The following is a 20752-nucleotide window of genomic DNA, read 5'->3' on the forward strand; positions in this document are numbered from 1 at the left end:
CCTCCTAAGCTACAGGCGCGCTTGAGCGCTCGATATTGACCAGAAACGCCTTGAACTCCGGCGTTTCGATGTTCGCGTCGCCGACGAAAGGTGTCAGCGAGTTCGGACCGAAGCCCTTACGGGCAGCCCCCATGAAGCCCCAATGGAGCGGGATGCCGACCACATGCACCGTCTTGCCGTCGCAGATGAGCGGCTTGATGCGCTTGGTCACCACGGCCTTGGCCTTGACCGAGCCGCGCTTCGACCACACCCGCACCCAGTCGCCCTTGGCAATGCCCTTTTCCTTCGCCAGCTCTTCCGAGATTTCCACGAAGAATTCCGGCTGCAGAACGGCATTCACTGTGACGTGCTTCGTCCAGTAGTGGAAATGCTCGGTCAGGCGGTAGGAAGTCGCCGCATAGGGGAATTCCTCCGAGGCCGTTTCCGCGAACTGCTTGAAGTCGTCGTTGAAGACGCGTGCCACCGGATTGCCCCGAACCTTCGGCGCGATCACATTGGCGACAGGCGATTCAAACGGCTCGTAATGGGCCGGGAACGGACCGTCACGCATCATGCCGCGGCTGAACAGGCGCGAAGAGCCTTCCGCATTCATGATGAACGGACCGACCTCGTTCGGCTTGGCGGTCGGCGCGATGTCTGGCACGTCATAGCCCGTCCATTTCGAACCGTCCCATTCGATGAGCTTGCGGCTCGGGTCCCACGGCTTGCCGTTGAGGTCGGCGGAGGCGCGGTTATAGAGAATGCGACGGTTTGCAGGCCACGACCAAGACCAGTTGAGATAGGCGCCTGTCTCGTCCGGATCATGGTTGTCGCGGCGGGCCATATTGTTGCCAGCCTCGGTGAAGCAACCGGAATAAATCCAGCATCCCGATGCCGTCGAACCGTCGTCGCGCAATGCCGCAAAGCCGGACAGAAGTTTGCCAGCCTCGGCAACCACCTTGGTCGGATCGGTTGGATCGGTCACCGTGCCAATCGCACGACCATTCAGTTCCTTGGCCAGTTCTTCAGCCGTCGGTTCGCCCTCATCCTTGTAATCCCACACGAGATTGAGGATCGGATCGGGGAAAGCACCGCCTTCCTTACGATAAAGCTCCTTCAGCCGCAGATATATCTGCGCCATGATCCAGTTGTCGGTCTTCGCGTCGCCGGGCGGCGTAGCACCAGGCCAGTGCCATTGCAGCCAGCGTCCGGAATTGGTGAGCGAACCCTCATCCTCTGCAAAGCAGGTGGAGGGCAGCTGGAACACTTCCGTCTGGATGGAAGCCGAATCCACATCGTTGAATTCACCGTGGTTTTCCCAGAAACGGGAGGTTTCCGTTTCCAGCGGGTCCATCGTCACGAGGAATTTCAGCTTCGACAAAGCATCGGTCAGCTTCTTGCGGTTCGGCACCGCCATCAGCGGATTGAAGCCCTGACAGACATAGCCGTTGACCTTGCCTTCATACATCATGTCGAAGATACGAAGCATGTCGTAATTCGGCACGTCCAGCTTCGGCAGCCAGTCATAGACGAAGTCGTTTTCGACAGTTGCGGCACTGCCCCACATCGCCTTCTGGAAACTGACAAAGAACTTGCGATAGTTCTGCCAGTAGCTCGTCTGGTTCGGGCGCAGCGGCTTGAAACCGCGTGTCGACATATAGATTTCGAGATCGGTTTCCTTTTCAACCGGGATATTCATATAGCCCGGCAGAAGATTGGACATCAGACCGATATCGGTCAGCCCCTGAATGTTGGAGTGACCGCGCAGCGCATTCATGCCGCCGCCACGCACGCCGATATTGCCGAGGATCAGCTGCAGCATCGCCATGCAGCGAATATTCTGCGACCCCTTGGAATGCTGCGTCCAGCCGAGCGCATACATCGACGTCATCGTCTTGTCGGGCGCCGAGCATTCGGACATCATCTCGGCCGCTTTCAAGAATTTCTCCTTCGGCGTGCCACAGATGCGTTCCACCATTTCCGGCGTGAAGATCGAAACATGCTGCTTCAGCAGGTTCCAGACGCAGCGCGGGTTCTGCAACGTGTCATCGACAACCGCATAGCCGTCATCGCCGATCACATAGTCCCAGCTCGAGCGGTCATAATCCCGCTTTTCCTCATCATAGCCGGTAAACAGCCCGTCCTTATATTCGAAGCCATCCTTGATGATGTAGCTGGCATTGGTGAAATGCTTCACATAATCCCACTGCACCTTGTCATTCTGGATGCAGTAATTGATGACGCCGAGCAGGAAGGCGATATCCGAGCCCTGCCGGATAGGCGCGTAGAAATCCGCCACGGAAGCCGTGCGCGTGAATCGCGGATCGACGACGATCAGCCTGGCACCGCGGTTGGCCTTGGCCTCCGTCACCCATTTGAAGCCGCAAGGATGCGCTTCCGCCGCATTGCCGCCCATGACGACGACGAGATCGGTGTTCTTAATATCGGTCCAGGAGTTGGTCATTGCTCCGCGGCCAAATGTTGGGGCGAGACTCGCCACCGTCGGGCCGTGTCAGACGCGTGCCTGGTTATCGAATGCAACTATGCCTGTGCTGCGCACCACCTTGTAGGTGAGAAACGCCGTTTCGTTGGTGGTTGCCGAAGCCGCAAGGAAGCCTGTCGAGGTCCAGCGGTTGACCGTTGTGCCCGCCGCGTTCTTCGCGATGAAGTTGGCGTCGCGGTCGTCTTTCAGATGCCGCGCGATGCGGTCAAGCGCATCTTCCCAGGCAATCTGTTTGAACTCGGACGAACCCGGTTCGCGTACCTGCGGATATTGCAGGCGGGTCTTCGCCTTGACGAAATCCTTCAGTGCCGCGCCCTTGGGGCAAAGCGTGCCGCGATTGGTCGGGTGATCCGTATCACCTTCAACGTGGATCAGCTCGGCCTTTTCGCCTTTCCTGACATCACCCTTGGAATAAAGAATAATACCGCAGGCGACCGAGCAGTAAGGGCAGGTATTTCGGGTTTCGGCCGTGTTGGTCAACTTGAATGGGCGAATGGATTCGGCATAGGCGCTTTCCACTGCACCAAAACCGAAGGACCCAAGCGCCGAAGCCGCCACTACCGCCCCCGTTCCGCCCAGAAACTGGCGGCGTGAGAGCTCCACATTCATTGCGCTGCACCTCCCTGATCGTCAGAAGAAAAACGCCGAAGCATATTCTTCTTTAAATTGGACTTGCCTGACATCAGTTCACCGCAATAAAACCAAGTTGTCAACCGAACAGCAGGCTAAAAAAATTAACAATAAGGTGCATTTATCAATAACATGACTTTAATTGTCATGTATTAATACATGGACTTCATCACGAGAATGACTTGAAAACGCGCTGGCTGATTGACGTTCCTGTGTAAAAACGCCAGACTGATGTCGTGGCTTCTTTTGTTGCTCCCGAGTTTCGGGGCCTGAATTTTGAGTGGCTCTTGCCTCGCGTCGGCTTCTTTGACCCGGTGCGACGGTGTTGTGCGGCCCTCAGCTCAGGCTCTCTTCAATCGAGCAAAGCTGCATCCAGATTTCCTGCAATCGCTGCATACCTGCCGCTTTCCGAACCGAAGGCGGCGGAACGATGTTTCTCGCGCAATCGCAACAACAACAATTCAAAGCAAAAAGGGGATCGTCATGAACCGTCGGGAAGTTCTTAAATCCGGTGCGGCCTGCGCCGCTTTCAGCATGCTGCCGAATTTTGCATCTGCAGCCGGTAACACATTCGCACCGCAACCGTCGGGCTGGCGCAGCTTCGAGATTACCACCAGCATCACGCCCGCCGCTTCGGGGGAAGTCATTCGTGTCTGGGTTCCGATGGCCGGGTTCAATGGCAATGACTGGAACCGTCCCGAAGGCAATCGCTGGACGACAAACGCCAAGGTCGCGCGGCTCGATCGCGATCCGGCCAGCGGCACCGGCTTGCTTTACCTCGAATGGGACGCAAACGAAGCGAAACCGCAAGCCGAAGTCATCAGCCTCATCTCCACCCGAGACCGTGCAAGCAATCTCGATGCGTCAGCAAAGGCCGTGCCGCTGACCCACGCAGAACGCGAACGCTATCTGGCCGGGACGCGCCTTGCACCCGTTGATGGTATCGTCAAACAGACCTCCGACAAGATCATTGCGGGTGCCGCCACCGATCAGGAAAAGGCGCGCCTCATCTATGACTGGGTCGTCGCCAACACCTACCGGCGCGCCTCGACACGAGGCTGTGGCGACGGCAATATCGTCGCCATGCTTGATAGCGGCGATCTCGGCGGCAAATGCGCCGACCTCAATCCGCTGTTCGTCGCTCTGGTCAGGGCGGCGGGAATTCCGGCCCGCGACCTTTATGGCGTGCGCGTTGCGCCTTCCGCCTTCGGCTACAAGAGCCTTGGCGCGAAGAACGAAGTCATCACCAAGGCCCAGCACTGCCGCGCCGAAATCTATCTTGACGGCATTGGCTGGGTCGCAACCGATCCGGCGGATGTGCGCAAGGTGATGCTGGAAGAGGAAAAGGATGGCCTGACCGCCGACGATCCGCGTGTCGCAGCCGTGCGGCAAAAGCTTTTCGGTTCATGGGAAGGCAACTGGATCGCCTTCAATGATGGCAGCGATATCGCCTTGCCTTCTGCTCATGGCCCGGAACTCGGTTTCCTGATGTATCCGCAGGCCGAAGTTGCCAGCGCCCGTCTGGATTGTCTCGATGCGGATGCTTTCCGCTACACGATGACCGCGCGCGAAATAACAATTTAGCTTGAGGAAATAGCATGGATATCGCATCGCCTATTCGTCTCAGCACGCTTGCCCATGGCGGCGGCTGTGGCTGCAAGCTTGCTCCCGCCGTCCTGCAGGATCTGCTGGCTGACCAACCGACCATGCAGCCTTTCAGCCAGCTTCTCGTCGGAACGGAAACCGGCGACGATGCCGCGGTCTGGCAACTGGATGACGAAAACTGCGTGATCGCCACCACCGACTTCTTCATGCCGATGGTGGACGATCCGTTCGATTTCGGATGCATCGCAGCCACCAACGCGATATCCGACGTTTATGCCATGGGCGGAACACCGATCATGGCGCTGGCGATCCTCGGCATGCCGGTGAACAAGATGCCCGCCGAAATGATCCGCGAAATCCTGAAAGGCGGCTCCAGCATCTGCGCTGAAGCTGGCATTCCGGTCGCGGGCGGACATTCCATCGACGCGCCGGAGCCGATCTACGGATTGGCCGTTATCGGCACTTGCAAGCTTTCCAGCCTGCGCAAGAACAGTGGCGCGTGTCCCGGCGATACCTTAATCCTAACCAAGGCAATCGGCGTCGGTATTTATTCCGCTGCCTTCAAGAAGCAGGAACTCGACAGCGCCGGTTACGATGAAATGATGGCGTCCGTCACCTTGCTGAACCGGGTTGGCGCCGAGCTAGGCAAGGATGACGCCGTCCACGCAGTCACCGACGTCACCGGCTTTGGCATTCTCGGACATGCACTCGAAATGGCGCGCGGTTCGAATGCAGGTATCAGCCTCGACTATGCTGCGCTGCCGTTGCTCAAGCACGCCGAAAAGTTGACGCAAGGCGGTTTCGTGACCGGAGCCTCCACCCGCAACTGGGCAAGCTATGGACATGATGTGCAGTTGCCGGACGATTATCCGCTCTGGAAACAGCAATTGCTGACCGACCCGCAGACCTCCGGCGGGCTTCTGATATCCTGCGCACCGGAGGAAGCCGAAAGGCTTTTGAACAGCATCCGCGGCGCCGGTTATCCATCTGCCCGCATCGTCGGAAAGGTGACAGACGATGCAGGCCGCGTGACGGTGACAGGATAGGAATTGTTGAGTCGGCTCATCAACAGCTCGCTTGCCGTTTGGGCCTTTCTTCTCTGGAAATCGCCGCCATGAGGCGATAAAGGCAACAGGATAATATTTTCCAGAGGGACATCATGGGCTATTTTCCAAGTTGGCGTTTGACATCAAACGCCGTCGTGCTTCCTGACGAGCGCCTGCCAGCCGCCGCCGCCATACCGATGGGCGTACAGCATCTTCTCGCAATGTCGGGCTCGACCATCGTCGCCCCACTGCTGATGGGTTTCGATCCCAATGTGGCCGTCTTCTTCTCCGGTATCGGCACGCTTCTGTTCTTCGTGCTGACGGCAGGTCGTGTGCCAAGCTACCTCGGCTCGTCCTTCGCATTCATCGCGGTCGTGATCGCCGCAACCGGCTATAGCGGTTCCGGCCCCAATCCCAATATCGCCATCGCGCTCGGCGGCATCATTGCCTGCGGCGCGCTCTATGCCCTTATCGGCCTTGTAGTCATGGCCATCGGCACAGGCTGGGTCGAACGACTGATGCCTCCAGTCGTCACCGGCGCCATCGGCGTTTCCATCGGCCTTAACCTTGCGCCGGTCGCCGTCGGCCAGTTGAAGGGAAGCGGCACGCATATAACCATCGCGCTGCTCACTGTTCTCTGCATGGCGATGATCGCCGCCTATGGACCGCGTGGAACCAAGCGCCTGTCGGTGCTCTTCGCACTGCTGTTCGGCTATCTTCTGGTCCTGATCCTCGGCAACGGTCTCGGCATCGTGCCCGGCATCGATTTCACCGCCGTCAGCAATGCAGCCTGGTTCGGCCTGCCGCATTTCACCACGCCGGAATTCAACTGGCAGGCGATCACCCTCATCGCGCCGGTCGCCGTCGTTCTGGTGGCTGAAAATCTCGGTCATATCAAAGCACTCGGCTCCATCACCGGCCAGAACATGGATCGCTACATCGGTCGCGGCTTCCTCGGTGATGGCATCGCGACCATGATTTCCGGCTCGGGCGGCGGCACCGGCGTCACCACCTATGCCGAAAATATCGGCATCATGGCGATGACCAAAGTTTATTCGACACTGATCTTCGTCATTGCGGCCGTCATGGCACTGATCCTCGGCATGTCGCCGAAATTCGGCGCGATCCTGCAGACCATCCCTGCCCCGGTTCTGGCGGGTCTTGCCGTTTCAGTGTTCGGCCTGATCGCCTCGGCAATGGCCCGCATCTGGATCGTCAATAAGGTGGACTTCGCGGATTCCCGCAACCTCTTCACCGCTGGCGTGGCGCTGATTTTCGGCGCTGGCGACTTCACGCTGAAGATCGGCGATTTCGCTCTTGGCGGTATTGCCACCTCAACGCTTGCAGCCTTGGTCTTCTACCAGCTGCTCGGCATTGGTCGCAGCGAGAAGCCTGCCGCATAAGACAAAGGGGAGCGGGCGCTTGTCCCGCTCCTTCCATGCTGAAGCAGCTCATACTTGATCGACATCAATTACTGTATTTTTATATTCGTCTATGTCTGTGAACGAAGATCATCCGGATGAGACGGGCTCATGTTATCAGACCTTTTCGAACATAACCGGCAATGGGCAGCGGAAAAGCGCCAGGAAGACCCTGAATATTTCAGCCGGCTGTCATCGATGCAGCGTCCGGAATATCTCTGGATCGGATGTTCGGACAGCCGTGTTCCGGCCAATGTCGTCACCGGATTGCAGCCGGGCGAAGTCTTCGTACACCGCAATGTCGCCAACCTCGTCCATCGCGCCGATCTGAACCTTCTGTCGGTGCTTGAGTTTGCCGTCGAGGTGTTGGAGATCAAGCACATCATCGTCTGCGGCCATTACGGATGCGGTGGCGTGCGTGCTGCCATGGCCGGATATGGCCACGGCATCATCGACAACTGGCTCCAGCCGGTTCGCGATATTGCGCAGGCAAACGAGCAGGAGCTGGGCGGTTTTGCCGATCCCGAAGAACGTCTGAACCGGCTTTGCGAGCTGACCGTCGCCTCGCAGGTGGAAAGCCTGTCGCGCACGCCGGTTCTGCAATCGGCCTGGAAACAGAACAAGGATATCGTCGTGCATGGCTGGATTTACGGCCTCAAGGATGGCCTGTTGCGCGACCTCGAATGCGATTGCACGAAAAGCGTGCTGCGTTTTTCGTGTCAGCCAGCGGGATAATCCGCAAGCAGCTTTTCGGCCCTGACACGCATGTCCGGTCCGAGCTCGGTCGAACGTCGCGCAATCTTGTCGAAACAAACCGTAGTCGTCTCGTTGACCGCGCGCAGTTCACCGTCCAGCGAACCCACCATCATCTGGCGAAAGATGATCGACGAGCGCCCGACTTTCAGCACATGCGAACGGATCGTCAGCAGGTCTCCGGCTGGCACTTCCTGCTTGTATTCGGTTGTCGCGCGCACATCTGCCCAGCCGAAGCTGTCATCGGGAATTTTCCCGGCGATATGGCCCAAAAGCTGAAAGCTCGCATCATCGAACATCCCGGCATAATGCCGGACATTCATGTGTCCCATGACATCGCACATCCACGGATGCGCGACGCCAACAAAGGTAACAAGACCACTCATCGCGCCACCGATTGATAGCCACCGAGGAAAGCCGTGAGGTTATCGCCCAGCGCATCGCAAAGATAGCCACCTTCCTGCACGATAACGGTTGGCAGCCGAAGCTTCGCGATTGCTTCGGCAATCCGGCCAAAACCGCCAGTGGTGACCGACAATCCGCCGAACGGGTCGCCTTCAAACGGATCAAGGCCAAGCGCCACCACCAGCGCATCCGGCGCAAAGGCTTCGATACGGCGGAAGGCCGTGTCGAGTGACGCAAGGAATTCGGCATCGCCGGATTTGCGCGGTAGTGGCAGGTTGAGATTGTAACCAAGCCCCGCACCCTCGCCGCGCTCATCGGCATGGCCCCAGAAAAATGGATAGAAGCGCACCGGATCGGCATGGATCGAGACGGTCAGTACGTCGGGACGGGCATAGAATATCCCCTGCGTCCCGTTGCCATGATGCAGATCGACGTCGAGGATTGCCACGCGCTCCGCTTTCGAGCGCAGGCGCTGGGCTGCGACCGCTGAATTGTTGACGAAGCAGAAACCGCCTGCCACATCGGCAAAGGCATGATGCCCCGGCGGACGGCAAAGCGCATAGGCCGCGACCTCGCCTGCAAGCACCGCATCGGCGGCATCGACCGCGCCCCATGCGCTCCAGCACACGCTTTCCCATGTATGTTCAGCAATCGGGCACGCCGTATCGGCCATGTGATAGCCGACCTGCCCGACTGCGGATGCCGGATAGCGGCCATCACGCGCCAGCGGATGAATGTTCGGGATCACCTCTTCCGAAGCTTCATCGATACGCCGCCAGCGGGCATAGATGTGCTGGAGGAACTCCAGATATTCCGGCGTATGCACGGCTGCAATCGGGCCAAGGCCATGATTTTGCGGACGGATAATCTCACAGCCTGCAGCCTTCGCACCCGCGAGCAGGCGCTCGACACGCTCAGGCTGTTCGGGGTTCGGCTGCGGCGCACCGCTGGAAAGAAAGGCTTTCGGGTCGTGGCGCTTTTGCTCGACAGCGTAAAAGGCTTTCATGATTACTCCCTGATTTGATTGATACGTGCCAAGCGGGCGAAATCATCGCCATAGGCACCATGATCGCGGTCGGCTTCGATCCAGCCGATACCCAACCGGTCATAAAATCTTTGCGCGGCAACATTGTCCCGATCCACGGCCAGCCGCAGATAGACGCCGCCCCGCGCCATCGACCAGGAGGCGACATGGCGCAAAAGCACCTCGCCGATCCCTCTGCCGCGAAAGGCTTCATCGACATAGAGGTCCTGTACGTAGACGCCGGGCTTGCCATACCATGTCGAGAAAATCGGGAAGAACAGGGCCAGCCCGGCAAATACCTCGTCCACCTCGGCAATCAGGCTGGTGAAAGCAGCATAGGGACCGAAACCGTAACGACGGAAATCCTCAACCGTGCTGGAGATTTTGTCTGTAGCGCCGAGTCCTGCGCCCATCGTGCAGATTGCTGCGTGAATCTGTTCGGCATCGGCAAGTTCGCCAAGCCGAACCACGACGCCGGTTTTACTGTCCAACACGATCTTCGGCATCAGAGCATTTCCTGTTTTGATTGAATCATTGGAAACTCTCGATCCTTTTGTTTTTACGCATGTCTTTATCCCGAAACCGGTTCCCACTTTCGGGAGACATGCTCTAGAACGCCACCCTGTCTCCACCTTTGAGACCCAGATATTCACGCGCCTCGTCAGGCGTTGCAACGTCCAGCGACAGGCCGTCGAGGATGCTGCGGATGCGACGAACCTGATCGGCATTGCTCTTGGCCAGCTGGCCGCGCCCGTCATAAAGGCTGTCTTCCAGCCCGACGCGGACATTGCCGCCCATCGCCGCCGCCATGGTAATCATCGGAATCTGGTGCCGTCCTGCCGCCAGCACGGAGAAGGAATAGTCGTCCCCGAACAGCTTGTCGGCGATGCGCTTCATATGCATGAGATTGTCCGGATCGGCTCCGATACCACCCAGAACACCGAAGACGAACTGGATGAACAGATGGCCGGACACCAGCCCCCGGTCGCGGAAATGCGCCAGCGAATAGAGATGGCCGACATCGTAGCATTCGAACTCGAAGCGCGTGCCGCAGCCCTGCCCGAGGCTGGTCAGAATGCCTTCCATATCCGCAAAAGTGTTCTTGAAGATCGAATGGCGCGTGGCTTCCAGCAATTCCGGTTCCCACGCGTGTTTCCATTCACGCGGCTTGTCGAGTGCCGGGAACAGCGCGAAATTCATTGAGCCCATGTTGAGCGAACACATTTCCGGTTGCGCCTTAAGCGGCGCCGCCAACCGGTCTTCCAGTGTCATCAGCGACGAGCCGCCGGTAGAAATATTCACCACCGCCGCGGTCGATTGCTTGATGCGCGGCAGGAACTGCATGAACAGGTCCGGGTTGGCGGACGGCCTGCCGTCGCGTGGATCGCGGGCGTGAAGATGCAGGATGGATGCGCCCGCTTCCGCCGCCGCAATGGCTTCGCTCGCAATCTCGTCGGGCGTCACCGGCAGATGCGGCGACATGGAGGGCGTATGGACGGAGCCTGTCACCGCGCAGGTGATGATCACCTTGCGACGCGTCTTCTTCTTGTCGGTCATGATCCGGTTTCCTTACGCATTCACAGGCAGTTTGAGTTCACGCGCCAGAACCTCCAGCGTATCACCGAGGATGGCGGTGATCTCGTCGACCTGTTCGCGGTTCACGATCATCGGCGGGCAAACGAGGAAATGGTCGCCCTCGACACCGCCGCGCGTGCGACGCGAATAGATGATGAGCCCGCGTTCATAGGCGAGATCGACCATGCGCTGATGGGCGTTCAGTTCCTTCGGCAGCGGCTTCATGGTTTCGGGGTCAGAAACGAATTCTGCAGCCAGCAGCAGGCCTTTGCCGCGTACGTCGCCGATGAAGGGGAAGCGTTTCGCAAGCCCCTCCAGTTCGCCCTTCAGTGCATCACCCATGCGAGCGGCGTTGCCAACCAGATCGAGACGATCAATCTCCTGCAATACGGCCTTGCCCGCCGCACAGGCCAATGGATTGCCGGCATAGGTGAAGCCGTGCAGGAAGCCACCTGCATCCAGAACCGGCTGGACGATGCGGGCCGGCGCCGCCATGGCGCCAAGCGGGCAATAGCCGGAGGCAAAGCCCTTGGAAAGCGCTATAAGGTCGGGTTTGCAGTTCCAGTGATCGCCGCCGAGAAACTTGCCGGTGCGCCCGGCACCGCTCATCACCTCGTCGTGGATCAGAAGGATGCCATAACGGTCGCAGATTTCGCGGATGCGCGGATAATAGCTGTCGGGCGCGACCAGCGCGCCGGTGGATGCGCCACCGATCGGCTCCATGATGAAGGCAAGCACGCTTTCGGGGCCTTCTTCCTGAATCTTCTCCTCCAGCATGTCGGCATATTTCTGGCCGCGTTGTTCCATCGTGAGATTATCGCGGTCGAGATAGGCGGTCGGTGCCGGGACTTTCGGCATTTCGCGCATGATGGGCGCGAAAGGTTCGCTCAGTGCCGCATAGCCCGTGACAGCCAGCGCGCCAAGCGTGCCGCCGTGGTAGGATGGAAAGCGCGAAATCACTTTCCAGCGCTCGCCCTGCCCGATTGCGACCGCCCATTGGCGGGCGAGCTTGATGCAGGATTCGACGGCTTCCGAACCGCCGGAAACGAAGAAAATCTTGTCCAGCCCCTCCGGCATACGCTCGGCGGCCATGCGTGCCAGATCTTCCGCTGGTTCGTTTTCAAAGTGCAGGCGATAGGCGAAGGTCACGCGGTCCATCTGCTCTTTCATGGCATCGAGCACGTTGCGATTGCCATGGCCGATATTGACCACCATCGCGCCGCTCGACCCGTCGATGACACGACGTCCGTCCTGATCCCAGATATAGATGCCTTCGGCACGATCCACCAGCGGCCTGCGCAGGCGTGACTGGTAAAAAAGATGCGATGCCGGGCGTTCGTTCTGTGTTTTTGTGTTGAGCATGGCGTTACTCTGTCAGCGCTTGAGATATTGGTTGAGAACATTGGCGGTCACACGCTCGACCATGCGGTCGCCGCGTTTGAGAGCCGCTACCCACTCGCAGCTTCCGGCGTGGAAGACCTCGCCCTTGCCGCGTGGGAAATTGACGATCATGCCGCAGCCGCGCTTAATGCGTTCGACGGCTGCATCACCATTGTCGCCGATCAGCGTATCGGCAACGAATTTGGCATCGGCATCGGAGAGGAACTGGTCGTCGGCTGGAATATCCGCACTCTCCTCCTTGAGAGACGACATGCCGAGCGCCAGAATCTGCAATCCATCGGGAGCGCCACTGTCCTCCTCCGGCTCCGGCAATCCTCCCCGGATCACATAGTCGAGCCCGTCAACCTCATAGCCGAAGGCATGGCCTTCCGCGCCCAGAAGATCACCGTAATAGATGCCGGTTCCTGCAAAGGCCCAATGCTCGGGGCGATAGACCGGGAAACCGCGCACGCCGCGCGGGGCGCAACCACCCCAGCCGACATAAAGCCCGCGCAACGCATTAAGGCCGAAAGTTTCGGCAGCAGGCCGTCCGGTTTCAGTCGCTTCCCAGCACCCGCTGGTGCGACGCGGATCAGCGGAGCGATAGACCGGGTCTTCGGCGCGGGCGCGATATTTATAGCAGGTCTGGCGCTTGCCATTGTCCTCAAGCCGTGTCTGCCACATGAAATTGCCTGCAAAACGGGCCGCACGACCGCCGCCATCGACATAATTATCGACGGCATCACGCATTTCCCACGTCCAGTATTCGTCGTGACCGACAAAGGCAACGCAGTCATAACCCTCGAGGATTTCCGGCGAGAAATGCAGCTCATGCTGGCTGGCAAGATCGACCGCATAGCCTTCCCGCTCGGCCCAGCGGAAGAACAGGCTGTCATAACTTGCCCAGCCGGAAGAGGTATATTTCTTGGAATAACCGTTGGCATAGGCCCATTCCATATGCGGATAGCGCGGCGGCGCGGCAGGCGGCGTCACAATTTCCAGCGGAACACGAGGCGCATCGGACGGCAGGACAACAAAGCCACGGCAGAACGGGCGCTCGATGCTCACCGTCGTCGCATATTGATCGCCATTCGGCCCGGTGATGCCCTGATAATGGTTGGAGCCGCCCCAGGTATTATAGGCCGTCCATGTGCCGGTTGCAGCCACCTGCAGGATACGACCCGGCTTACGGCCCGCTGCGGGTCGTAGAATGAACAGGTGATGGCAATGGATCGGCTGACCGTCATTGCCATGCGCCTTCAACGTGATGCGATAAGCGCCGGAAGGCCAGTTCTCATCCGTCTTGAAGGCAAATGTCGTTTCCCAGCCGCAACCGACAACCGAACATTGCGCTGGTGTTTCCTGCCATTTGCAGTCGATCCCGCGTTTGGAGAAGACCGGCGTTTCCACCGCCCCGTCCCGCACAATCTCGATATCGAAACGCGAGGCAGTTGCGCTCACCTGTAGATGAACCGTCGCACCCGGAAGATAGGAATAGGCATCGGTATAGCACCAGATTTCGCCGCGAGGCCCATCCATGCCAGGATATTCGTAATAATGGCCAAGCACGGCTTCACGCCGCTGCGCCGGGGTCAGCCCGAAATCGGGAAATTCGTTGAGGTGTCTCTCGCTCATTCTGATACCTCAGGCAGCCAGATATTTCTTGAGGAAGGAGCGGGTACGCTCCTGCACCGGATTGCTCAAAATCTGATCCGGCGGTCCCTCTTCCACCACCACGCCGCCATCCATGAACAGAATGCGGTCGGCAACCTCACCCGCAAAACGCATCTCGTGCGTGACGATCAGCATCGTCATATGTTCAGCGGCAAGCTGCTTCATGACGGCATTGACTTCGTCCACCAGCTCGGGATCGAGCGCCGAAGTAGCCTCGTCGAACAGCATCACCTTCGGCTGCATGGCGAGCGCACGCGCAATGGCCACGCGCTGCTTCTGACCGCCCGACAGGCGCGAAGGATAGACATCGATCTTGTCGGCAAGCCCCACCTTCGACAAAAGCTCCAGCGCCAGTGTGCGGGCCGCGTCCTTGCCCATGCCTTTCAGCTTGATCGGACCGAGCGTGATGTTTTCCAGCACCGTCAGATGCGGGAACAGATTGAAGTGCTGGAACACCATGCCCATCTGCTGGCGCACCGCATTGATGTGCTTTTCGAATGCCTGTCCTGCCAGTGGCTGGTTGACCTGCACGCCGTCGAGCCAGACTTCACCGCCATTCAGTGTTTCCAGATGATTGATCGAACGCAGAAGCGTGCTTTTGCCGGAACCGCTGGGACCGATGATCGCCACGATCTGGCCGCGCGCCACTGAAAGGTCGATGCCTTTCAGAACTTCCAGCGCGCCGTAAGCCTTGCTGGCATCCTTCACTTCGACCATCGGTTTTGCAGATTTGGAGCTGCTCATCGCGTGACCTCCACTTTTCTTTCAATGCGCCGCAGGCCTGCCTCGAGGACGAGATTGACCACATAATAGATGGCCGCGACGGTGATATAGAATTCAAACGGGCTGAAGGTTTCGCTGATGGCAAGCTGGGCGCTGTGCACCAGTTCCGCAATGCCGATGATCGAAACCAGCGACGTGTCCTTCAGAAGAACGATCATGTTGTTGCCAATCGGCGGGATCGTGTTGCGGATCGCCTGCGGAATGACAACATAACGCAAAGCCTGACCGTGGCTGAAACCGATGGAACGGGCGCCTTCCATCTGGCCGGGATCAACAGCCACAATGCCTGCCCGGATGATGTCGGCATTATAGACCGCGAAATGCAGGCTAAGGCCGATAATGCCGGCGCCGAGGGCGGGAATATTGATGCCGATCTGAACCAGTCCGAAATAGATCAGGAACAGTTGCAGCAGAAGCGGCGTTCCCATAAACAGCCACATGAAGAACCGTACCGGCCATGCAAGAATGGCAGGCGCATAAAGCACCACCAGCGCAAATGCGATCCCGAGCACGAAGCTTAAGGATGCGGAGGCGACGGTCAGAACCAGCGTCCACCAAAGGCCGGTCAGAAGCAGATCCGTATAGGGAGTGACGATGCTGAAATCGAGAGCTTGCATCCAGTCCTCCCTCACTGCGCCGCGAAGCGCTTGTCGAGGAAATCGACCCCGCGCGCCACGATATAGATGATGATCATGTAGAGAACGGCTGCAACGCCGAAAATCTCGAACGGTTTGTAGGTCGAACCGATAAAACGCTGCGCCGTATAGGTCAGCTCAACCACCGAAATGGTGGAGACCAGCGCCGAACCTTTCAAAAGGGCAATAGCGTTGACGCCCAGCGGACGGATCATGAGGCGAGCGGCCTGCGGCAGCACGACGAACCGCATGGTCTGGCCACGCCCGAAGCCGATGGAGCGCGCGGCTTCGCTCTGGCCGCGATCGACGCTCTGGATCGCTCCACGGATCGATTCCGACATATAGGCACCGATGTTCAGCCCAAGCCCGATAACGCCAGCAGCAAATGGTTCCAGATTGATGCCGATCTGCGGACCGCCGAAATAGAGAATGAAGAGCTGCACAAGGCAAGGCGTGCCGCGAAAGACACTGACATACGCAGCTGCAAGTCCCCGCAAAATAGGGGAGCGGGACAGGCGGCCCGCCACGAGTATTGCAGCCACCGCAAGGCCCAGGATCAGGGCCAGCGCGGAAATTTGCACAGTTATCCATGCCGCCTCCAGAAAGAACGGGAGGACGCGCTGCATCAACGCAAAATCCATCGGAAAACTCCGGTCAATCGGTTCTCAACCGGCCCGGACATGTGCCGGGCCGGGATGACGACATATCAGCGAATGTCGCTGCCGACCCATTGCATCGAGATCTTCTCGTAGGTGCCATCGGCCATGATCTCGTCGAGAGCTTTCTGCATCGCTGCCTTCAGCTCGGGATTGTTCTTGCGAATGGCGATACCGATTGCAACGCTGCCGCCTTCAATGTCCGGCGTATCGAGCTTGCGGACTTTCTGTCCGGTTTCCTTGATCGCCACCATGACCGGGATGTTGTCGACGACAATGGCGTCGACACGACCCGAATTCAGTTCAAGCATCAGTTCCGGCAGACCCTTATAGGTGCGAATGGTCCAGCCACCCTGTTCACGCGCCCACTTCTCATGGGTTTCACCAAGCGTCACGCCCAGTGTCTTGCCCTTGAGATCGTCGAGCTTCTGAACAGCGGAATCTTCCTTCACGAAAACCGCGCGGCCCGCGTGATAATATGGTCCCACGAAGTCCACTGCCTTCTCGCGTTCCGGCGTAATCGTCATGGAGCCGACCACCGTATCGAACTTGCCCGCCCGTAGACCGGCAACGATACCGTCCCAGGCCGTGGTGATGAGCTGCGGCTTCAGCTGCATGCGCTCGGCAATCGCCGAACCGATGGAGGCATCGAAACCCACGACTTCGTTCTTCTCATTGACGAAATTGAACGGCGGGTACTGGCCGCTCATGGCGATCTTCAGTTCGCCCGATGCCTTGATCTTTTCAAGATCATCCGCCTGTGCGGGTGCAACCGCAAAAACTGCGGTGGCGGCAATCGCAGCAGCGGCAATGAAACCCGTGAATTTGTTAAACATGCTGTTCCCGACTTCCTCTTGTTTGTTTTTCTTGAGGCTATTTGATGCCTCCCAATTTTCATGATTGCTTTTATGGATGCATTTCGCAAATAGATAATGGGAATGGATTGCATAGATTTCATGAATGGATAAAGCCATGTCGCTGCACCGCCCCGAGCGCCTTGTCTGGGATCTGGACTGGAACCTTCTGCGCAGTTTTGTGGTGATTGCTGAAGTGAAAAGCATCACCCGCGCTGCGGAACGGCTCAATCTCAAGCAACCAAGTGTGAGCAATGCGCTGCGCCGGCTGGAAGACCGCATCGGCCAGCGACTGGTGGAGCGTGACGCCACCCATTTCGAGCTGACCGAAGTCGGTAAACTGCTCTATGAACAGAGCATCGAAGTCTTCGGCGCTATTTCGCAACTGCCGCAGCTTGTGCGTGGGGTCGGTGACGATGTAACCGGCCATGTCACCATATCGGTGGCCAGTCACATTGTTTCGCCGATCTTCGACCGGGCACTTGGGCTTTTTCATGAACAGCATCCGCGAGCGACGCTGACAATCAATGTATCCGCCAGCACCGAAGTTGCTCGACTGGTTCGAGAGAAGCGCGCTTCTTTCGGTCTTGGGCTGGTGAGCAATCGTGATCCGGCGCTCGACTACACCATGGTCTATCGCGAATTCTTCGGCTTTTTCTGCGGGCCCCGGCACCGGATGTTCGGCCAGTCCGGACTGACGCTTGCCGATCTGAAGGGAGAACCGTCGGTTTCATTCCAGACCGACCACATTGCTGACGCGCTGCGCCCGGTAGCTCTGCTGCGCAGTGAGGCGCGGCTTTCACCGGATGTCGTCGGCACCTCGTCGAGCCTTGAAGAAGTGCGCCGGATGATCATTACCGGCCTTGGCATCGGTCCGCTTCCGCTGCACGTGGCGCGACGCGAGATTGATGACGGCCTTCTCTGGCGTTTGCCGCCTTACGACAACCCGCCCGCCATCGATGTTTTCCTGATCCACAATCCGGAAACCAATCTCAACAAGGCCGAGAAAGCCATGCTGGCCGGATTGAAGGGATTGATCGCTTCCACACCGCTGGAAAACCGTATTTACGGAGATTGACGAGCGGGCCTTACCCGCTCGTCCCTATCTAGCTACTCTGCCGCTTCTGCTACGCACAGCGCGTCGCATTCGGCTGCTTCCCGCGTGCCGGACAGGCTGACTTGACCAAGCGCGACGGTTGCAACCACGCTCAGGCTGGCGACAACAGAAACCCAGAAGCCGTTTGCTGCACCGAAATTGTCGACCACCCAACCGGAAACGAACGCACCAAACGCCATTCCGATGCCGATGCCGGTCATGACCCAGGTAATGCCTTCCGTCAGCATCGTCTCAGGCACGCGGCGTTCGATAAGGCCGAAGGCCGTGATGAATGTAGGAGAAATCGCAACGCCGCTGACGAACACCGCCACGGCAAGAAGCGTGGTCGATGTGCCCGCGAAGGGTAATGGCAAGGCAGTCAGTGCCAGCACGCTGACGGCAATCATCAACTGGCGCTGCAGGGGCATACGAAGCGACAATGCACCGAGCGTTATCCCCACAAGAAACGAACCGATGGCATAGACACCGATCACAAGGCTGGCCGCACCGGGCTGACCAAGCTCGCTTGTGATCGCTACAGCACTGACTTCGGCTGTCGCAAAGGTCGAGCCGACGAAGATAAGTGCCAGCGTGATGATCTGAACGGGACGCGACCAGATAGCGGAACGTTGCGGGCTATCCTGATCGAGCGCACGAACCGGCGGTTCACTGGAACGCTGCAGGAGGAAGGCGATCGTGCCCACGGCCAGAAAAGCCGTGCTGATCAGCATCCCCGCTTCGGGGAACAGGGACACCGCCAGCGCCACGGAAAGGGACGCGCCTGAAATATAGACCAGTTCATCCGCTGCCGACTCGAACGCGAAAGCGGTGTTCAGTTCGGGGCGGTTGCGGAAAATTTCCGTCCATCTTGCCCTTACCATGGCCGGGATGCTGGGCATGGCACCGGCAAAAAATGCCGAGACGAACAATGTCCAGTTTGCCCAGCCCTGATTTGTCGCTACGAGCAGAAAGGCGAAGGCTATCACCGAAACGACCGTGGCAGGCATGACGATGCGGCTTTGTCCGTAACGGTCGACAAGGCGTGAAATCTGCGGCGCTATGAATGCATTCGTGAGCGCGAAAGTGGCAGACACCGCGCCCGCCAGCCAATATTCGCCGTGCGTCTGCGCAAGCATGGCCACGATGCCGACAGGGGCCATCGCGATGGGAAGACGGGCGAAAAAGGCCGCCGCCGAAAAGCCGATAGCGCCTGGGGCGCTGAAAATTTCTCTATATGGATTGGACATCGGAGTGGGTCCTTGAAAGGGGAAATTACAACACTTGCATACGGTCCGTATGTTAATTAAATAATTGATACGCGGCGTATGTCAACTAATATACGCAGCGTATGCAAATAAAAGGAATCATGATGCGTAAACCGCGAAGCGAAATGATTGCTGAAACGAGGACGAAGCTAATGGCTGCGGGCCGCAAGGCTTTCGGAACCGTTGGTTACGCCGAGGCTTCGATGGATGATTTTACTGCCTCCGCCGGACTGACACGCGGCGCGCTCTATCATCATTTCGGCGACAAGAAAGGCCTTCTGCAGGCCGTGATCAACGAAATCGATTGCGAGATGGCCGCGAGACTGTGCACGATTTCCGCCAAGGCACCCGACCGCTGGCAGGGCTTTGTCGACGAGAATACGGCCTATATCGAAATGGCATTGGAACCGGAAATCCAGCGCATCATGTTTCGCGACGGACCGGCGGTTTTCGGCGATCCCTCCAGCTGGCCGAGCGCCAATGGCTGTATCCGCACGATAACGACCAGCCTCGCCGCATTGCATGAAGAAGGTGTCATCGTCGATATCGACTCGGAAGCCGCCGCGCGGTTGATCAATGCGGCGAGCAGTGCTGCGGCCCAATGGATTGCCAATTCAGACGATCCAGAAGCCACATCGAAGCGGGCCGTCAAGGCATTCCGGAAGCTTCTGGAAGGCCTGCTGATCCGAAAAAAATGAACTAGCCCGACACAATCGACGTGAAGTCGGTTATGCCCGCGAAGCGCGCGGCGCGGACCTTGCCATATTTGCTCTTGTCGACGACGAGATGTTTTTCGACAGCGCGCTGCATCGCCATCTGCTTGATCGGTACTTCATGGAAGTGTGAACACGTAACCCCGTGCTGCTCGTCGACGCCGCCAGCCGACAGGAAAGCTTTGTTGATGTTGACGCGCTTCAGGACGTCGATCCCCTCATCCCCTGAAAACGACGCCGCTTCCGGGTGATAAAGTCCGCCCAAAACAATAAGTCGCACATCACTGCGCTGCGACAGGATTTCCGCAATGTTGAGAGCGTAGCAGACAACCGTAATATGCTGGTTCTGCGGTATGCGGTGGGCAAGGTGCGGCATCGTCGTACCGCAATCGATGAAAACCGTGTCATAGGGTTCGATCAGCGCAGCCGCTGCCACGCAAGCCTGCGCTTTGGCATTGGCATGACTGTCTTTTTCAAAGTCGAAGACGTAGTCGCTACCGTTCGAGCCGTCCTGGGTCGGGATAATGTAACCACCCAAACAATTCAGCATTCCGCCATCGCTGCCGATATCACGACGGATCGTCATTTCCGACACGCCAAGACGCGCTGCCGCATCGCGCAGACGAAGCACGCCGACTTCCTCGACCAGCGCCGCCAGTTCGGCAATCCGCTCTTCTTTCCGGCTGATTCTGCTCACGCTGTCCCCATTTCTTACGGCTCTCTCACCCCTTTATACGTCCGTCACATTTCACGCA

19 protein-coding genes are annotated in these 20752 nt (G+C 58.4%); 6 read left to right on the top strand and 13 right to left on the bottom strand.

The window, feature by feature from the left end:
- Positions 1-4 precede the first annotated feature (4 nt).
- On the bottom strand, positions 5-3091 hold the full coding sequence (gene fdnG, locus ABDF71_RS18220; RefSeq protein WP_258124528.1) for a formate dehydrogenase-N subunit alpha: 3087 nt from the start codon (positions 3089-3091) through the stop codon (positions 5-7).
- 504 nt (positions 3092-3595) lie between these two features.
- Between fdnG and ABDF71_RS18225 the strand changes: the two genes are divergently transcribed.
- From ABDF71_RS18225 to can, 4 genes are all read left to right on the top strand, one after another.
- Positions 3596-4696: a transglutaminase-like domain-containing protein gene (locus ABDF71_RS18225; RefSeq protein WP_043061593.1), complete on the top strand. Its 1101-nt coding sequence runs from the start codon at positions 3596-3598 to the stop codon at positions 4694-4696.
- A gap of 14 nt (positions 4697-4710) precedes the next feature.
- On the top strand, positions 4711-5763 hold the full coding sequence (selD, locus tag ABDF71_RS18230; protein WP_036582424.1) for a selenide, water dikinase SelD: 1053 nt from the start codon (positions 4711-4713) through the stop codon (positions 5761-5763).
- Positions 5764-5876: 113 nt separating this feature from the next.
- The gene (locus tag ABDF71_RS18235) at positions 5877-7166 is read left to right on the top strand and encodes a solute carrier family 23 protein (protein ID WP_258124529.1); all 1290 of its coding nucleotides are present in this window, start codon (positions 5877-5879) and stop codon (positions 7164-7166) included.
- 129 nt (positions 7167-7295) lie between these two features.
- Positions 7296-7919 (top strand): carbonate dehydratase, encoded by a 624-nt coding sequence (gene can / locus ABDF71_RS18240; RefSeq protein WP_010660818.1) that lies wholly within the window; start codon positions 7296-7298, stop codon positions 7917-7919.
- On the opposite strand, the gene ABDF71_RS18245 is transcribed toward can, so the two are convergent.
- The 10 genes from ABDF71_RS18245 to ABDF71_RS18290 all read right to left on the bottom strand — a co-directional run bounded on the left by ABDF71_RS18245 (position 7904) and on the right by ABDF71_RS18290 (position 16905).
- On the bottom strand, positions 7904-8323 hold the full coding sequence (locus tag ABDF71_RS18245; protein ID WP_036587101.1) for an acyl-CoA thioesterase: 420 nt from the start codon (positions 8321-8323) through the stop codon (positions 7904-7906). The two genes, can and ABDF71_RS18245, sit on opposite strands and share 16 nt — an antisense overlap.
- Positions 8320-9348, bottom strand: a complete 1029-nt coding sequence (locus ABDF71_RS18250) for a histone deacetylase family protein (protein WP_258124530.1) — start codon at positions 9346-9348, stop codon at positions 8320-8322. The genes ABDF71_RS18245 and ABDF71_RS18250 overlap by 4 nt, the downstream gene beginning before the upstream one ends.
- Positions 9349-9350: 2 nt before the next feature.
- On the bottom strand, positions 9351-9872 hold the full coding sequence (locus ABDF71_RS18255; RefSeq protein WP_258124531.1) for a GNAT family N-acetyltransferase: 522 nt from the start codon (positions 9870-9872) through the stop codon (positions 9351-9353).
- 103 nt (positions 9873-9975) lie between these two features.
- The gene (gene kce, locus ABDF71_RS18260; RefSeq protein ID WP_010660814.1) at positions 9976-10923 is read right to left on the bottom strand and encodes a 3,5-dioxohexanoate:acetyl-CoA acetone transferase; all 948 of its coding nucleotides are present in this window, start codon (positions 10921-10923) and stop codon (positions 9976-9978) included.
- A 12-nt stretch (positions 10924-10935) separates the two neighbouring features.
- On the bottom strand, positions 10936-12303 hold the full coding sequence (locus tag ABDF71_RS18265) for an aminotransferase family protein (RefSeq protein ID WP_258124532.1): 1368 nt from the start codon (positions 12301-12303) through the stop codon (positions 10936-10938).
- Between the two features lie 12 nt (positions 12304-12315).
- On the bottom strand, positions 12316-13956 hold the full coding sequence (locus ABDF71_RS18270) for a N,N-dimethylformamidase beta subunit family domain-containing protein (protein WP_258124533.1): 1641 nt from the start codon (positions 13954-13956) through the stop codon (positions 12316-12318).
- A gap of 9 nt (positions 13957-13965) precedes the next feature.
- A complete protein-coding gene (locus ABDF71_RS18275; protein WP_258124566.1) occupies positions 13966-14712 on the bottom strand; it encodes an amino acid ABC transporter ATP-binding protein in 747 nt (248 codons plus the stop codon).
- A gap of 23 nt (positions 14713-14735) precedes the next feature.
- The gene (locus ABDF71_RS18280; RefSeq protein ID WP_036587096.1) at positions 14736-15395 is read right to left on the bottom strand and encodes an amino acid ABC transporter permease; all 660 of its coding nucleotides are present in this window, start codon (positions 15393-15395) and stop codon (positions 14736-14738) included.
- An 11-nt stretch (positions 15396-15406) separates the two neighbouring features.
- Positions 15407-16054, bottom strand: coding sequence for an amino acid ABC transporter permease (locus ABDF71_RS18285; protein ID WP_258124534.1), 648 nt, complete (start codon positions 16052-16054; stop codon positions 15407-15409).
- A gap of 65 nt (positions 16055-16119) precedes the next feature.
- Entirely contained in the window at positions 16120-16905 is a 786-nt protein-coding gene (locus tag ABDF71_RS18290) for an ABC transporter substrate-binding protein (RefSeq protein WP_029376193.1), read from the bottom strand.
- Positions 16906-17041: 136 nt separating this feature from the next.
- Between ABDF71_RS18290 and ABDF71_RS18295 the strand changes: the two genes are divergently transcribed.
- Positions 17042-18001 (top strand): LysR family transcriptional regulator, encoded by a 960-nt coding sequence (locus tag ABDF71_RS18295; protein ID WP_094515013.1) that lies wholly within the window; start codon positions 17042-17044, stop codon positions 17999-18001.
- Between the two features lie 32 nt (positions 18002-18033).
- Here the strand turns inward: ABDF71_RS18295 and ABDF71_RS18300 are convergent, their stop codons facing one another.
- On the bottom strand, positions 18034-19266 hold the full coding sequence (locus tag ABDF71_RS18300) for an MFS transporter (RefSeq protein WP_500061698.1): 1233 nt from the start codon (positions 19264-19266) through the stop codon (positions 18034-18036).
- 122 nt (positions 19267-19388) lie between these two features.
- Between ABDF71_RS18300 and ABDF71_RS18305 the strand changes: the two genes are divergently transcribed.
- Complete coding sequence (locus ABDF71_RS18305; RefSeq protein WP_151607081.1) at positions 19389-19982, top strand: TetR/AcrR family transcriptional regulator; 594 nt, start codon at positions 19389-19391, stop codon at positions 19980-19982.
- Between the two features lies 1 nt (position 19983).
- On the opposite strand, the gene ABDF71_RS18310 is transcribed toward ABDF71_RS18305, so the two are convergent.
- Positions 19984-20694, bottom strand: a complete 711-nt coding sequence (locus tag ABDF71_RS18310; RefSeq protein WP_258124536.1) for a DeoR/GlpR family DNA-binding transcription regulator — start codon at positions 20692-20694, stop codon at positions 19984-19986.
- Positions 20695-20752: the final 58 nt, after the last annotated feature.

This window comes from Ochrobactrum sp. WV_118_8, assembly GCF_039631535.1.
Classification (GTDB): domain Bacteria; phylum Pseudomonadota; class Alphaproteobacteria; order Rhizobiales; family Rhizobiaceae; genus Brucella; species Brucella anthropi.